Origin of the sequence: Bacillus sp. TH30 (assembly GCF_016650875.1) — a bacterium.
GTDB lineage: Bacteria > Bacillota > Bacilli > Bacillales > Bacillaceae_G > Bacillus_A > Bacillus_A mycoides.
On sequence record NZ_JAEKEY010000002.1, the window covers coordinates 2192180 to 2208252 of the forward strand.

General features: G+C 36.6%; 14 protein-coding genes and 1 riboswitch. Of the genes, 5 read left to right on the top strand and 9 right to left on the bottom strand.

The genetic code is table 11. From position 1 onward, the window contains the following. Positions 1 to 39: 39 nt before the first annotated feature. The 3 genes from JFU20_RS13365 to JFU20_RS13375 all read left to right on the top strand — a co-directional run bounded on the left by JFU20_RS13365 (position 40) and on the right by JFU20_RS13375 (position 1951). A complete protein-coding gene (locus tag JFU20_RS13365; RefSeq protein WP_002010045.1) occupies positions 40 to 1221 on the top strand; it encodes an ArsA family ATPase in 1182 nt (393 codons plus the stop codon). Continuing rightward, entirely contained in the window at positions 1214 to 1405 is a 192-nt protein-coding gene (locus JFU20_RS13370) for a DUF3926 domain-containing protein (protein WP_002091335.1), read from the top strand. The genes JFU20_RS13365 and JFU20_RS13370 overlap by 8 nt, the downstream gene beginning before the upstream one ends. 63 nt (positions 1406 to 1468) lie before the next feature. Next, positions 1469 to 1951 (top strand): HXXEE domain-containing protein, encoded by a 483-nt coding sequence (locus JFU20_RS13375; protein WP_002091337.1) that lies wholly within the window; start codon positions 1469 to 1471, stop codon positions 1949 to 1951. Between the two features lie 167 nt (positions 1952 to 2118). On the opposite strand, the gene JFU20_RS13380 is transcribed toward JFU20_RS13375, so the two are convergent. Genes JFU20_RS13380 through JFU20_RS13390 form a run of 3 tightly spaced genes read right to left on the bottom strand, consistent with a single transcriptional unit; the run spans position 2119 to position 4669 of the window. Further along, entirely contained in the window at positions 2119 to 2973 is an 855-nt protein-coding gene (locus tag JFU20_RS13380; protein ID WP_002010039.1) for a MetQ/NlpA family ABC transporter substrate-binding protein, read from the bottom strand. Positions 2974 to 2994: 21 nt separating this feature from the next. Then, positions 2995 to 3660, bottom strand: a complete 666-nt coding sequence (locus tag JFU20_RS13385) for a methionine ABC transporter permease (RefSeq protein WP_002091343.1) — start codon at positions 3658 to 3660, stop codon at positions 2995 to 2997. Next, positions 3650 to 4669: a methionine ABC transporter ATP-binding protein gene (locus JFU20_RS13390; RefSeq protein WP_002010037.1), complete on the bottom strand. Its 1020-nt coding sequence runs from the start codon at positions 4667 to 4669 to the stop codon at positions 3650 to 3652. Before JFU20_RS13390 ends, JFU20_RS13385 begins: the two co-directional genes overlap by 11 nt. 125 nt (positions 4670 to 4794) lie before the next feature. Next, positions 4795 to 4899, bottom strand: a riboswitch (SAM riboswitch). 241 nt (positions 4900 to 5140) lie between these two features. Between JFU20_RS13390 and JFU20_RS13395 the strand changes: the two genes are divergently transcribed. Further along, positions 5141 to 5686 carry a cysteine hydrolase family protein gene (locus JFU20_RS13395; RefSeq protein WP_033715574.1) on the top strand — a complete coding sequence of 182 codons (546 nt, stop codon included), beginning with the start codon at positions 5141 to 5143 and terminating at the stop codon, positions 5684 to 5686. A gap of 312 nt (positions 5687 to 5998) precedes the next feature. Here JFU20_RS13395 and pruA read toward each other — a convergent pair whose 3' ends face one another. The 6 genes from pruA to pcrB form a co-directional block, all read right to left on the bottom strand. After that, positions 5999 to 7546 carry an L-glutamate gamma-semialdehyde dehydrogenase gene (gene pruA / locus JFU20_RS13400; protein WP_002010035.1) on the bottom strand — a complete coding sequence of 516 codons (1548 nt, stop codon included), beginning with the start codon at positions 7544 to 7546 and terminating at the stop codon, positions 5999 to 6001. 153 nt (positions 7547 to 7699) lie between these two features. Further along, complete coding sequence (locus JFU20_RS13405) at positions 7700 to 8470, bottom strand: TSUP family transporter (protein ID WP_201038692.1); 771 nt, start codon at positions 8468 to 8470, stop codon at positions 7700 to 7702. 94 nt (positions 8471 to 8564) lie between these two features. Next, on the bottom strand, positions 8565 to 9761 hold the full coding sequence (locus JFU20_RS13410) for a CamS family sex pheromone protein (RefSeq protein WP_002010033.1): 1197 nt from the start codon (positions 9759 to 9761) through the stop codon (positions 8565 to 8567). Positions 9762 to 9777: 16 nt separating this feature from the next. Beyond that, entirely contained in the window at positions 9778 to 11787 is a 2010-nt protein-coding gene (ligA, locus tag JFU20_RS13415) for an NAD-dependent DNA ligase LigA (protein ID WP_201038693.1), read from the bottom strand. A gap of 15 nt (positions 11788 to 11802) precedes the next feature. Then, positions 11803 to 14034, bottom strand: coding sequence for a DNA helicase PcrA (gene pcrA, locus JFU20_RS13420; protein WP_201038694.1), 2232 nt, complete (start codon positions 14032 to 14034; stop codon positions 11803 to 11805). A 12-nt stretch (positions 14035 to 14046) separates the two neighbouring features. Beyond that, positions 14047 to 14736: a heptaprenylglyceryl phosphate synthase gene (pcrB, locus tag JFU20_RS13425; RefSeq protein ID WP_002124878.1), complete on the bottom strand. Its 690-nt coding sequence runs from the start codon at positions 14734 to 14736 to the stop codon at positions 14047 to 14049. 753 nt (positions 14737 to 15489) lie between these two features. Here pcrB and JFU20_RS13430 point away from each other — a divergent pair. Beyond that, on the top strand, positions 15490 to 15873 hold the full coding sequence (locus JFU20_RS13430) for a YgaP family membrane protein (protein ID WP_033715573.1): 384 nt from the start codon (positions 15490 to 15492) through the stop codon (positions 15871 to 15873). Positions 15874 to 16073 lie beyond the last annotated feature (200 nt).

The following is a 16073-nucleotide window of genomic DNA, read 5'->3' on the forward strand; positions in this document are numbered from 1 at the left end:
CACTCGTAATATTCGACATTCGAAACAAAGGGGATATTAATGATGAGAATTATTCTGTATACAGGTAAAGGCGGCGTAGGAAAAACTAGCATTTCAGCAGCAACAGCAATCCAAAGTGCAAAACAAGGATTAAAAACATTAGTAATGAGTACAGATCCTGCTCATAGTTTAGGGGATTCATTTGGCATAAAACTATCTTCTGAGCCACTAGAAATTCGCGAAAACTTGTGGGCACAAGAAATTAACACTATTTATGAAATGGAAAAAGGCTGGGGGAAATTGCAGAAATATATTACACTACTCTTCACTTCCAAAGCAGCCGATGATATTACAACAGAAGAATTAACGATGTTCCCTGGTATGGAAGATTTAATTAGCTTACTTCGAGTACTCGATTATTATAAACACAACACTTACGACGTCATCATTATTGATTGCGCACCGACTGGAGAAACTTTAGCAATGCTTAGCTTTCCAGACATGCTCGGCTGGTGGATGGAAAAACTCTTTCCTATTAAAAGGAAGATTTTAAAAGTTGTTCGTCCTGTAGCTCAACCACTTCTTGGTGTCCCCCTTCCAACTGATGATATTATGGACGAATTAACGAATACGCTTGAACAGCTCGGAGAAATGAGAGATATTTTATCAAACCGAAAAGTAACGAGTATTCGCGTTGTTGTAAATCCTGAAAAAATGGTCATTAAAGAAGCTCAGCGTAGTTTTACTTATTTAAACTTATACGATTATAACGTAGATGCCATTATGATTAACCGCGTCATCCCTAACACTGTTACCGACCCTTACTTTCAGGCATGGAAAGATACACAAAAGAAATATAAGGCGTTAATTAAAGATAGTTTTCAGCCACTTCCTATTTACGAAGCTCCCATGTTTGAACAAGAAGTTGTTGGTTTACCTATGTTAGAGCGTGTAGGAAATGCTTTATTTAAATCAGACCCTTCTCCTACTGAAGTAAAATTTAATGGCCGCACACAATATGTAAAAAAAGATGGCGATGAGTATATTTTCGTTCTGTCCATTCCCTTCTCAAACAAAAGTGAACTTTCATTAAATCAAAAAGGTGATGAACTTATTATTCGAGCCGGCTCTATGAAGCGAAATATCACCTTACCAAAAACATTAACACACCTTTCTATTCAAGGAGCTAAGTTTGAAGATGATGTACTAAACATTCGGTTTGGAGGTGTAGTACATGCATGATGAATTACTAAGAAAGGTAATTCGTACAAAAATAAAAATCGGTATGCGTATATTAGAAGAGCTACCGAATCCGATTCAGCAATCAGCTAAGCACGCACTAAATATTTTGCAAGAGGAGCTCTCCTCTTATGCTGAAGAACAACCGCAACCTGAGAGTAATTTAAAAAGCATCATAATTGAATAACTCTACCCTTGTAGAAAGCCTTTTCTTATAGGCTTTCTATCCCTTTATTGGAGCTGATATAAGTTGATAAAAACATCTTCAACAAGACATTTCACCACTAATACAATTTGGCTAATCCCCCTTCTATTCTTTTTTCATAACCTTGAAGAAGCTTTCCAAATGCCACAATATATCGCTAATCGATTTTCGATCCATTTTATAACTAACAAACAATTTTTCATTGCAATTTCCATATTAACAACCTTCGTCTTACTCATAGTCATTCTATATCAATTAAGCATCATATCTTCTATTTATTTGATCATTTTTATACAGGGCTGTATCTTCTTTAACGCCGTTCAGCATATTATCTTGTATTTCATTTATCGTTCTTATAATCCAGGAGTAATCTCAGCATCTATCATTATCCTATTTTCTCTTTTCTTATTTTCATCAAAGAAACTATTAATCCCTAAAAAGAAATTAGCAAGTACACTCATTTTTAGTTTAATCTCTTACCCAATCATAATTTGGATTTCCTTATTATTAGCCAGCTGCTTTAATTAAAAAAAGACCAGGAAAACTCCTGGTCCATCACTCTACTTAACAAACATTGGATTCTATGTTATACAAAATTAGAAGGTACAGAATTAGGGTTTTGTTTGTTAAGTAGATTATATGTTGAACGAGCTAACAGCGGAGGGGTTCCTACTGTTAGTCGTTAAACTCAATAATTATTTTACGATTTTTTCAAGCTCATCAAGTGAAAGATCTACTGAAATTGAACCATCATTTGTTTCTTTCTTAATTGCATCTGTTACTTCTTTTGAATGGTATAACTCAATTACTTTTTTCAGTGTTGGATCATTTTTATCTTTCGTACGAGCTGCGAAAATATTAATATAGGCCTTTGCATTTTCATTATTTGGATCTTCTAAGAAAATTGGATCCTTCGCTGGGTCTAATCCAGCTTGACCAGCAACACCGTTATTAATAACTGAAGCCGCTACATCTTTTAACACACGAGGTGTTTGCTGTGCGATAACCGGTGTGATTTTTAACTTCTTTGGATTTTCAGCGATACCACTTGGATCCCCAAATAGACCAAAATCTTTCTTAAGCTTTAATAATCCAGCTGCATCAAGAAGTTTTAATGCACGTGCTTGGTTCGTTGGATCATTCGGAATAGCAATTTCCGAACCATCTGGGATTTCATTTGCTTTCTTATATTTTTCAGAGTATAAGCCCATCGGTGCAATTTGCGTTGTACCAACAGCTGTAATATCTAACTTATGCTCCTTTTTAAATTGCTCTAAGAAAGCAATGTGCTGGAATGAGTTTAGTTCAATATCTCCATCAGCTAACGCTTTGTTGGGTGTTGTGTAATCAGAGAACTCAACCAGTTTAATTTTAATCCCTTCTTTTTCAGCTTTTTTCTTTAAAATTTCCCAAACGTCTCCATCTGTTCCAGTTACACCGACGCGAACTACTTTCTCTTTCGCTCCTGCACCTGTGTCTCCACCTGAGCAGCCGCTTAATGCTGTAATTCCTACGATCGCTGATAATGCAAATGCTAAAATTTTCTTCATTTTCTTTTCCCCTCTTCCTTTTTATGATCTGCGTAAAAAGACTTTCGCAAAGTAGTTCCCTAAATTTTGAGCCACCTGTACAAGAATAATAAGTAAAACGACCGTTACAAACATAACTGACGTATCAAAGCGTTGATAACCATATGTCATTGCTAAGTCACCAAGACCGCCACCACCGACAAGTCCTGCGACTGCAGAAAATTCAATTAAACCGACCGTCATAAACGTGACACCTAGGATCAATGGTGCTAAAGCTTCTGGTACGAGGATTTCAAAAACAATTCTAAGTGGTGAAGCGCCCATTGCTTGTGCTGCTTCAATTACTCCTTTCGGAACAGAAACAAGATTGGTTTCAACCATTCTAGCAATACCAATTGATGCAACTAACGTCATTGGGAAGATTGCTGCAGCCGTTCCAATCGTCGTTCCAATAACACTTCTTGTTAGTGGGCTTAAAGCTACTAAAAAGATAATGAATGGAACCGGACGAATTGTATTAATTATGATATTAAGAATAGAAAAGACCCATTTATTTTCCAAAAAATTCCCTTTTCTCGTTACATACAACAGTAAACCTAGAGGTATACCGAGAATTGTAGCGAATATAAGGGTTACAATTACCATTAAGAGGGTATCCCCCGTCGCATCTAATATGCGAGGCCAAAATATACTCCAATCAACTCGCATGAGCTTCTACCTCCTTCAGCTGCACTTGCAGTCTTAGATGTTGTAATGCTTTTTGAATTTCTTTCTGTTCACCTTGTAGTTCTACAAGAAGATTTCCAAATAGCACATTTTGGAGTTCAATAATATTTCCATAAAGAACATTTACATCGACGTTATAGTTTTTCGCAATATATGATAGTACAGGCTGCCCTGTCTCTTCCCCAGTAAAAGTCAGGCGATAAATCTGACCTCCGTTTTGAATTTTCGCTAGAACACTTTCTGGTAAGTGATCATTAATAACAGAGCGTACAAAATTTTGAGTTGTCTTTGTTTTTGGTTGTGTGAAAACGTCAAACAGTTTTCCTTCTTCAATTACTTTTCCTTTTTCCATAACGGCTACACGGTGACAAATTTCTTTCACAACGTGCATTTCATGTGTAATAAGTAGAATCGTTAAATTATACTCTCTATTTACTTTCTTTAATAAATTTAAGATTTCTGTTGTTGTTTCCGGATCTAAAGCTGATGTTGCCTCATCACATATGAGAATATCGGGTGATGTCGCAAGTGCTCTTGCAATCCCAACACGCTGCTTTTGCCCACCTGATAACTGTTCTGGATAATAGTTCGCTTTATCTTCTAAACCAACAAATTTTAGTAGTTCATTCACTCTTTCTTTTATCTCATTCTTCGGCAATTTCGCTAACCTTAATGGATAAGCAATGTTCCCAAACACCGTTCTTGAATTAAATAGATTGAAACTTTGGAAAATCATCCCAATCCTTTGTCTTAGTGTCCGTAATTCTTTCGCCGATAATGATGTAATATCTTTATCATCTATTGAAATTGTTCCTGCAGTTGGTCTTTCTAACATATTTACTAAACGTAATAGCGTACTCTTTCCAGCACCACTAAATCCGATAATGCCAAAAATTTCGCCCTTTTCAACTGACAGCGTTACATCCTCAACCGCATGAACAGATTGCCCACCTGATTCATATACTTTACTTACATTGTTAAAAGAAATCATTTTCTTCCCTCCTATATGCTGTAAAACTTGAAGTAGAGCTTTCGAGGTAAAATAAAAAGTGCTCTCCTTCTTATCAGTAATAAAAGATAAGAAGGAGAGCACTTTTATATGTACTCATTCACATCTTCTCATCTTCCAAGCCTTTATAGGCTTGCTGGAGTTAGCACGGTATTAAAAAACCCGTTGCTGAGGTATCGTAGGGCCAGTCCCTCCACCTCTCTGGATAAGAGTGTATCGATTTAATTGTCGTTTAATTAAGTCTTATTATAGAACTCAGAATAATGAGAGTCAATACGTTTTTCGGAAAAATATTAATTATTTCTCTATTTAAATTTTTAAATAAGAAGTAACAATACAATAGTGATTTTTAAAGTTATGTAAAATCCTCCTCACTCATACTTTTAAAAAGGAGAATCTTCTCTATTCATTGAATAACATTATTTGAATATGAAATCGGAGGAAGATAGATATATGAAAACAGCTCTTTTGCTCGTCGACATTCAAAATGATTATTTTCCAAGCGGAATGATGGAATTACGTAATCCAGTAGAAGCAAGTGAATATGCTAGTCAGCTACTACAACATTTTAGAATAAGAAACGAACCTATTTTTCATATCCAACATGTAGCTATAAAAGATAGCGCTACTTTTTTCCTACCCAATACAGAAGGTGTCCATATTCACGAAAATGTCCGTCCACTTAGAGAGGAAACCGTTATCCTTAAACATTATCCAAATAGCTTCCGAGAAACTGATCTTCTAGAACAATTACAACGTTCAGGAATTGAGCACGTCGTAATATGCGGGATGATGACCCATATGTGTATTGATGCTACAGTAAGAGCTGCTTTTGATTTTGGCCTTCACTGTACCGTAATACACGATGCTTGTGCTACAAAAGATCTTTCATTTAAGAATGCTACTATATCAGCTGTTTATATTCATAATACAATTTTGGCGAGTTTAAATGGAGTATACGCAAATATAATGAGTACAGAAGAGTTTTTAGCGACCTAAAAAAAACACTCCTTTCAGTTAGCAAAGCCGAAAGGAGTGTTCTCTTGTCTAACCATAGATTTTCTTTCAAATTGTATTATACAGGAAATCCTCAAAATGAATACTAAAAAATATGACTAATAAGTCAATTTTTCTCGCTGTTTTGTTTCTATTTTCATGTTTATCCCGATATTAACAGGGTTTAACTAATTCAAAAGAACAAATAGTAATATTTAGAAACCTTTTCTTGATTGAAATTAACTAGCTTCTATTATAGAGAGTTTCTCAAAAGAAAAGATCTTCACAGTCTGTGAAGATCTTTTCTACTATTTCTTATAAAGTTTCAGAAGTAGTTTTTGCTTGCATGTGAAGTGCTAAGTAGTCAGGACCACCAGCTTTAGAGTCTGTACCAGACATGTTAAAGCCACCGAATGGTTGGTAACCTACGATTGCACCAGTACATCCACGGTTGAAGTATAAGTTACCAACGTGGAAGTCTTCACGTGCTTTTTCAATATGGTCACGGTTGTTAGTAACAACTGCTCCTGTTAAACCGTATTCTGTATTGTTTGCAATTGCAAGTGCATGATCAAAGTCTTTTGCTTTACAGAATGCTACTACTGGTCCGAAGATTTCTTCTTTCATTAAGCGAGCATCTTCTGCAACGTCAGCAACGATTGTTGGTTGGATGAACCAGCCTTTAGAATCGTCTCCTTCGCCACCTGATACGATTTTACCTTCTTCTTTACCAATTGCAACATAGCTCATTACTTTATCGAATGCAGCTTGGTCATTAACAGGTCCCATGTTAATATCTTTTGCATCTGGGTTACCTACTGTTAATTCTTTTGTTAATTCAACAGCACGATTTAATACATGATCGTATACATCTTCATGGATTACTGCACGAGAACATGCAGAACATTTTTGTCCTGAGAATCCGAATGCTGATGCAACGATAGATTTAGCTGCTAATTCAAGATCTGCCTCTTTATCAACAACGATTGTATCTTTACCGCCCATTTCAGCGATAACACGTTTTAACCAAATTTGTCCTGGGTTTACTTTTGCTGCACGTTCGTAAATACGAATACCTACATCGCGAGATCCAGTAAAGCTAACGAAACGTGTACGAGGGTGATCTACTAAGTAGTCACCAACTTCAGAGCCATTACCTGGAACGAAGTTTACTACGCCAGCTGGTAAACCAGCTTCTTCTAATACTTCCATAAATTTCGCTGCTACTACAGGAGTTGTACTAGCTGGTTTTAGTAATACTGTATTACCAGAAACTAAAGCAGCTGTTGTCATACCTGCCATAATTGCGAATGGGAAGTTCCAAGGAGAAATGATAACACCTACTCCTAATGGAATGTAAGAGAAACGATTATATTCAATTGGACGGCTTTCTACTGGAATACCGTCTTTTAATTTCAACATTTGACGAGCATAATATTCCATAAAGTCGATTGCTTCTGCTGTATCAGCATCTGCCTCATTCCATGGTTTACCTGCTTCTTTTACAAGAATAGCAGAGAACTCATGTTTTCTACGACGAACGATTGCTGCAGCACGGAATAAAATATCTGCACGCATTTCTGGTTTTGACTTTCTCCAAGTTTGGAATGTTGCATCCGCTACTTGCATTGCTTTTTCAGCTAATTCACGGCTTGCTTTTGAAACACGACCAACAAGTTCCTCTTTATTTGCAGGGTTTACAGAAACAATTTTGTCTTCTGTAGTGATTTTTTCTCCCCCGATAATTAATGGATAGTCTTGTCCAAGATAAGATTCTACTTTCTTTAAACCCTCTTCAAACGCTAATTTGTTAGCCTCTACTGAAAAATCTGTAAATGGCTCATGTTTGTATGCTACTACCATCTTTTTAGCCTCCCCTTAGAAAAACGTTTACATTTTACAACATTATTCTACACGATAATTTAGATTTATTCAAATATTCCTAGACTTATATTTTAAAAATTAATAAATTTTTAAAATATAATAAAAAAAAGAGATTCATGCATACGTATGAATCTACAAAATATGAGTATATTCCAAAACATTTTTCCCGATTAATAAAATAGTAACTAATAAAAATAAAGTCCTTACATATCCAACACCTTTTTGAACCGCAAACTTCGATCCAAAATAAGCACCTAAAATCATTGATAAGCCCATAATTATACCGTATTCAAAATGAATCACATCTAAAAATAAAAAAGTAATTAAAGATACGATATTACTAACGAAGTTCAAAAGTTTTCCAGATGCTGCCGCTTGAATAAAATCCAAACCAATTAATAAAAATGCAAAAATTAAAAAGGATCCTGTCCCTGGTCCAAAAAATCCATCATAAAATCCTATCATTAAAATAACAAAGAAAAATATTAATGTTTTCCCTTTGGTCATCTTTTTATAGGTAGATGCACTTCCCCAATCTTTTTTCGCAATAATATAAATGGCAATAAAAACCAACATTACGAGCACTAGTGGACGCAAAATATCAGGTGGAATAAACTTTACTACTAAAGCCCCTGCGACTGCTCCAATAATAGTTAACGGGATTAACTTTCCTACAATCCGAAAATCCACCTTGCCTGATCGAATAAAATAAATTGTGCTCGTAAGCGTCCCCATCGTTGCAGCTAATTTATTCGTTGCGATTGCCGAAGCTGGTGATAAACCAACAAACATAAGTGCAGGAAGCGAAATTAATCCTCCCCCTCCAACAACCGAATCAATAAAAGCAGCTAAAAATCCGAATGCAATTAATAAAATAATGACTTGAAAGCTTAGTTCTCCCATGACTTTGCCCCTTACCCCTTTATTTGTAACATTTAAAATTATAACAAAATTTTTCAAGAAAAAAAGCTGTTCCTTTATGGAACAGCTCTCATCTTTAATCTAAAATTTTCACAAATGGTTCATCTTGCTTCGCTTCACGTATAATAATTGCTTCTGGACGTTCTACAGATTTAATTGTTACTTGTACTTTCATATAATTCGGGAAGTATTCCATAACAAGTCCAGCTACATATTGTGTAAAACCAATTACTTCAGCTTTCCCATTGAATTGGACAGGAATATCGAGCTTCATTTCTTTTAATTCATCATCTCTATACATTCCAGTACCGATAACAGCTGTATAATCGCCTTGGAAATACTCACTTAACTTCGCTTTAAAGTTTGACACCCTTGCAAGGTCTTCACGTTTATTATCCGCTTTTGCTTGTTCAGACGGGAACAAATAATATTTCTCATTGATTGGTTTCCAATCCTCAACCGTTTCACTACCTTTTTCTACCTTAGCATAAGAAACAAAATTCCCTGGCACAAGTGAAGACTTTGGACTTTGACGATAAATCGCAAATGTAACCGGAATATTTTTTATTTCAGGCTTTTTTTGCTGCATTACTTTCAAGATTTCTTGGGCCATCCTTTTCCCTTCAGCTAACATTTTTACATCTGGAATTGCAGCCTCACGCGGATAACCATGCTCTTCCTCATAATATTGAACAGAATTCATCGCTAATCCAACTACAATGCCACCACGTTCAACATCGTTCTCACCTTTTCTTACATAATAATCATGCTCTAAAATATTTGAGATATACATTGGACTTTTTTTATTCTTTACTTCTAGCGATTCTGATCCTTCACTTAAGGCTGGATTCAACCCTACATTCGGAAATTTAACTGCATCTTTTTTCAACTTGTCCTCTAGCTCTTTTTGTTCAGCGTCTGTACGCTTTCTTTTTACAAGCATTTGAACACTTTGAGTATCTAAAACGTCTCCGCCTTTAAAGAAATAATCTTTCGTGCTAAATGATTCTTTGGCAATACGCATTAATCCTGTTTCAAATTCATCTACATCTAGACGACTATTTAAACCTTGCACAACTAAACCACGTGCAGATCCTGCATTAAATGGAACCGTTGTCTTATAATATTCATCCGAAATGGAGTATTTCGGGATAACTGCTTGTTCTTTCGCTTTCCCCGATTTCTCAACTGCTTTTTCATCTTTATTAGAACCAATGCTACACCCACTTACAAGTAGGCTAAGACTTAATACCGCTAACGCTATTTTTTTCATCGTAAGTTTGCACCTCTTACTTATTCAGCTCTTGTAAGAACCTCTCTTCATTCCAAACTTCAACATTGTGCTTCTCTGCTTGCGCTAATTTCGAACCAGCAGCTTCACCAGCAACAAGTAAATCCGTACTTTTACTAACACTTCCTGTTACTTTTCCACCTAATGCCTCAATTTTCTTCTTCGCTTCACTGCGGCCCATAACTTCTAATTTCCCTGTTAAGACGACAGTTTTTCCTGCGAAGTACGATTCAACATTTTGTAAATCAGCAATTTTTATACCTTTGTATGCCATGTTCACGCCATACTCTTTAAATTGTTGTAATAGCTCTAATACGTCTTCATTATCGAAATACGTTACAACGGATTGAGCCATTTTTTCACCAATCTCATTAATTGTTTTTAATTCTTCTTCCGTCGCTTTCACAAGCTCATCCATCGTTTCGAAATGCTCAGCAAATGTACGTGCCGCTTTCGCACCGACATGACGAATACCAAGACCGAATAATAATCGCTCTAATGAGTTTTCCTTAGAATTCTCAATTGCTTGGACTAAATTTGTTGCTGATTTTTCACCGAAACGTTCTAGTTCTAATAATTGCTCTTTCGTCAATGAATATAAATCAGCAAACGTACGAATATAATCCGCATCAAAGAGTTGTGTAATTACACGTTCTCCAAGTCCATCAATATTCATTGCATTTCTTGAAACGAAATGGATTAATCCTTCACGAATTTGAGCTGGGCAAGTCGGATTTATACATCGAAGTGCTACTTCTTCTTCTAAACGAACAAGTTCACTCTCACATGCTGGACAATGCGTTGGCATATGATATTCTTCTTCCTCACCAGTACGCTTATCAAAAATAACGTTCACAACTTCAGGAATGATATCTCCAGCCTTTTTCACAACAACGTAGTCACCAATTCGAATATCCTTTTCACGAATTAAATCTTCGTTATGTAAAGAAGCACGACGAACGATAGTACCAGCCACTCTAACTGGCTCGAGCTCTGCAGTTGGTGTTACAACTCCTGTGCGGCCGACACTTAATTCAATCCCTGCTAATCTCGTCACAACTTCTTCAGCTGGGAATTTATAAGCTATTGCCCATCTTGGACTCTTTGCTGTAGTTCCTAAGCTTTCTTGAATAGCAACATCGTCTACTTTTATAACGATTCCGTCAATCTCATAATCAAGATGCGGGCGTTTTTCTTGCCACTCTTCTACATAGGCTATTACGTCTTCAATTGTTTCACATGTACGACGATTTGGATTCGTCTTAAATCCAAGCTCACCTAAGAAATCCAGTGATTCACTGTGGGATGGAATTGTTTTTTCTTCTACATTAGCAAGACCATACACAAACATAGATAAGTTACGCTTCGCTGCAATTTTCGGATCAAGTTGGCGTATCGATCCTGCTGCCGCATTACGTGGATTCGCAAATACATCTTCACCATTTTGCTCTTTTTCTTCATTTAATTTAACGAATGAACGCTTCGGCATATAAGCCTCGCCTCGTGCTTCTAACGTTACTTCTTCATTTAAACGCAGCGGGATAGCTTTAATCGTTTTTAAGTTTTGGGTAATATCTTCACCCGTTATACCATCACCACGTGTTGCTCCTTGAATGAAGCGTCCTTTTTCATAATGAAGTGAAACAGCAAGTCCGTCAATTTTTAATTCGCATATATATCTTACATTCGCATCATCAATTCCCTGATGTACTCTTCGATCAAAATCACGCAAATCTCCTTCATTAAACGCGTTTCCTAAACTTAACATTGGTGATTTATGCGTTACCTTTTCAAATATATCAAGAACAGTCCCCCCAACGCGAATGGAGGGAGAGTCTTCACTCATAAACTCCGGGTTCTCTGCTTCTAATTTTATAAGCTCCTGCATATCACGGTCATATTCCGCATCAGAAACAGAAGGATTGTCTAATACGTGATATTGATAGTTAAATGTATTTAACAAATCACGCAGTTCTTCTATACGTTTTTTGGCTATCTCTTTTGACATATCCTCAGTCCTTTCCTATTGTTTCGTCACAGGTGCAAATTTTGCTAATAAACGTTTAATACCAATTGGGCTTGGGAACGCAATATCTAATTCTTTTGAATCTCCTTCACCCTTTACACTTACAACTGTACCGACTCCCCACTTCTGGTGAGCAGCTTTATCGCCTATTCCCCAGCCAATTTGCTCGCCACCTGTCGTCTTAACAGCCGGGCGCGCGAAAGCTGAACGAGAACGTGTTGTAGTTGCGCTTGTCGTTCTTCCTTTTGCACCAAACGAAGTTTCACGCTTCGGTGCTGTTTCGTTTAATGGTTCTACTAATTCTGCCGGAATTTCTGTAATAAATCGAGATGCTGCATTCATACTTGTTCTACCAAATAAAGTACGCATTTGAGCATTGGATAAGTATAGCTCTTCTTCTGCACGAGTAATACCTACATAGGCAAGACGACGCTCTTCTTGCATTTCATCCTCTTCCATAAGAGAGCGAGTATGCGGGAATATCCCTTCCTCTAAGCCAACAATAAAGACAACTGGGAACTCTAATCCTTTTGCTGAGTGCATCGTCATTAAAATAACTTCTTCACCAGCAGTTGGATCTTCATCTACACGATCAATATCCGCAACAAGAGCTAAGTCTGTTAAGAATGCAACAAGGCTCTTATCTTCGCTTTGGGATTCAAATGTTTGTGTAACAGATAAAAACTCGTCTAAGTTTTCTAAACGACCTTCTGCTTCTAAAGAACGCTCATTTTTCAACATATCGCGATAGCCTGTCTTCTCAATAACTTCTTCTACTAATTCTGTAACAGATAAATACTCTTGCATATTTACCCAGTTGTGTAATAAACTTGCGAATTCTTTTACTGCTTTTGTTATTTTTGCACTTACACCAACATGCTCAATCTCATCAAATACAGCAGTTAATGAGATTCCGTTTTGCACACCATAATTAATAATTTTATCGATAGAAGTCGCACCAATCCCGCGCTTTGGCATGTTTATAATACGTCCAAAACTAATCTCATCATCTGGATTCCCAATTAAACGTAAGTACGCCAAAATGTCTTTAATCTCTTTACGGTCGTAGAACTTAGTACCTCCGACAATTTTGTAAGGGATATTAGATTTTAGGAAAATCTCCTCAATCATACGAGACTGGGCATTTGTACGATATAACACTGCAAAATCAGTATATTTTCGGTTCCCCATTTGAATATCATCACGAATTTTTTTCGCAACAAAATACGCTTCGTCCTTTTCGGTTGCAGCACGATAATACGAGATTTTGCTTCCAATTTGATTTTCTGTCCATAATTTCTTCGGTTTACGGTTTGAATTTTTTTCAATTACAGCATTAGCTGCATTTAAAATATTTTGTGATGAACGATAGTTTTGTTCTAACAGAATAACTTGTGCATTCTCATAGTCTTTTTCGAATGACAAAATGTTAGAAATGTCAGCCCCGCGCCAGCGGTAAATAGACTGATCCGAATCACCAACAACACAAAGGTTTTTAAAACGTGATGCCAAATGTTTAACAAGAAGGTACTGAGCTTTGTTCGTATCTTGATACTCATCAACGTGAATATATTGGAATTTACGCTGATAAAACTCTAGTACTTCTGGAACACGTTCAAATAGCTGAATCGTCGTCATAATTAAATCATCAAAGTCTAATGAGTTATTTTTCAAAAGACGTTTTTGATATTCTGTATATACATCGCTCGTTAATTTTTCATATGGATCAGCGGTTGTAATTTTTTTTGCATATTTATCTGCAGATAACAGTTCATTTTTCGCATTGCTAATACCCGCTAAAATAGAGCGCGGCTCAAACTTCTTCGAGTCAATATTGCGCTCCTTCATAATTTTTTTTACTACAGTTAACTGATCACCTGAATCTAAGATTGTAAAGTTACGATTAATACCAATGCGGTCAATATCACGTCGTAAAATACGTACGCACATAGAGTGGAACGTAGAAATCCAAATATCTTCTGCTTCTGGTCCAACAAGTTTATCAATACGCTCACGCATTTCACGAGCAGCTTTATTTGTAAAGGTAATTGCTAGTACATTCCATGGCGCCACACCTTTTTCACCAAGTAAATATGCAATACGGTGTGTTAACACACGTGTTTTCCCACTACCTGCGCCTGCCATTAATAGAAGTGCTCCATTTGTTGTTTGTACTGCTTTTTGTTGCTGCGGATTTAAACCATTTAATAACTTATCTGTCGTACTCATATGTGCCTGCACCTACTCTCCTTTTACTGCTTTAACTGTTTTTAATGCCGATTTTATATCATCATAAATAATATTTCCAACAACTACTGTATCAGCATACTGCGCCATTTCTTTCGCTTGTTCTGCATTAGAAATACCACCGCCATAATATAGCTTAGCTTGTTTCAATTCTGCTTTTACATTTTTAACAAGCTCAATGTCTCCATACGTCCCGCTATATTCTAAATAGAATATCGGTAAATGTAATAGCTTGTCTGCTAAACGCGCATATGCAATAACATCATCTTCTGTTAAATCACATTTTGCATCTGTAAGCTGGGCTACTTTCGCTTCTGGGTTTAAAACACAATACCCTTCCATGTAAATTTCGTCCCAGTCCATAATATCCCCAAATTCTTTCAATGCCTCATGATGAACACCTGTTACCCATTCTACTTTTCGGCTATTTAAAACACTTGGGATGTAATAAAAATCAAATCCTGGTGTAATTGCCTCCACATCAGAAACCTCTAACACACAAGGCACTGCATATCTACGAATGCTAACTAGCATGTGTAATACGTTATCAATTGTCACTCCATCACTTCCGCCTACAATAACAGCATCCGTTCCAGATTCACAAATCATTTCTAAATGTTCGTCACTTAACTCCTTATTTGGATCAAGCTTAAATACATGTTTCCATTTGGAAATATCGTACATGAAAACACCCTTTCTTTTCTCTAGTTATATAATTTCTGTTCAAAATAACAGTTAATTTTTATCAAGATTTTTTACATTCCTTGCTATATCTTTACCAGACTTTTTGAACTTCCTTACTATATTTGTTCAAAAAGGAGGATATAGAGAGCCGAGCAGATCGAGGCGCATTCGCCAGGAGGAACAGAATGTAGTTTTTCCTACATGAGTACCGGACTGGCGTATGTAACGATGAAATGCGACAGCTATCTTTACCGGACTTTTTGAACTTCCCTACTATATTTGTTCAAAAAGGAGGATATAGAGAGCCGAGCAGGTCGAGGCGCATTCGCCAGGAGGAACGGAATGTAGTTTTCCCTACATGAGTACCGGACTGGCGTATGCAACGATGAAATGCGGCAGCTATCTTTACCGGACTTTTTGAACTTCCCTACTATATTTGTTCAAAAAGGAGGATATAGAGAGCCGAGCAGGTCGAGGCGCATTCGCCAGGAGGAACGGAATGTAGTTTTCCCTACATGAGTACCGGACTGGCGTATGCAACGATGAAATGCGGCAGCTATCTTTACCGGACTTTTTGAACTTCCTTTTACGCATTCTTTCATTATAACAAAAAAAGCTACCTACACACACGCCCAATCCAACATCTTTTTCAACGTCAAATGTTGGATTACATATCAAAAAACTTATACGGAATACTAACAAATGAAATAGTATTTTCTATTTCGAAGTTAATTAAAAAGGAGTGTTTTTCTAATGAAGCAAAACATCGGCACAATTAGTGCTCTAATTCGAATTACACTCGGACTCATCCTCTTCGGTTGTAGTACAGCTAAACTCGTACGTAAACCTTGGTGCACTTGGTCTAAAGTTTTGCTATGGATTGGCGCCATGAAAATTGCGGAGGGAATCGTTCGTTTCTGCCCTATTGTTGAAGCCTGTAAGTTTGGAAAATATATGAATATGAGCGCATTTAAAATGCCTAGCATGAATTTCACTGAAAAAGGACATAATAAAGAAGAAGTTAATTCAGCTTCCAGTCATGACAAGCCAAATTCAAAGTCAGATGGAAGTTATGACACTTCTGACAAAGAGATTGAGTCAGCGATTGAAGAATTAATCCTGGCAAAACCGCTTTGAATCATTTGTCACGATGCAAGATGCTCTCAAAGGGACTTAGCTGCTGCAGTGGGCAGCTAAGTCTTCTTTATTTTACCACGAAACAGAACGTACATTCTTGTTTTTACCCTTAAAACGTACATAAAAGATATCAAACAATAAAATTCAGAAAATTAGGTGTAACCCTCTTGCATGTAATGATATAAAAGTGATATCATTTT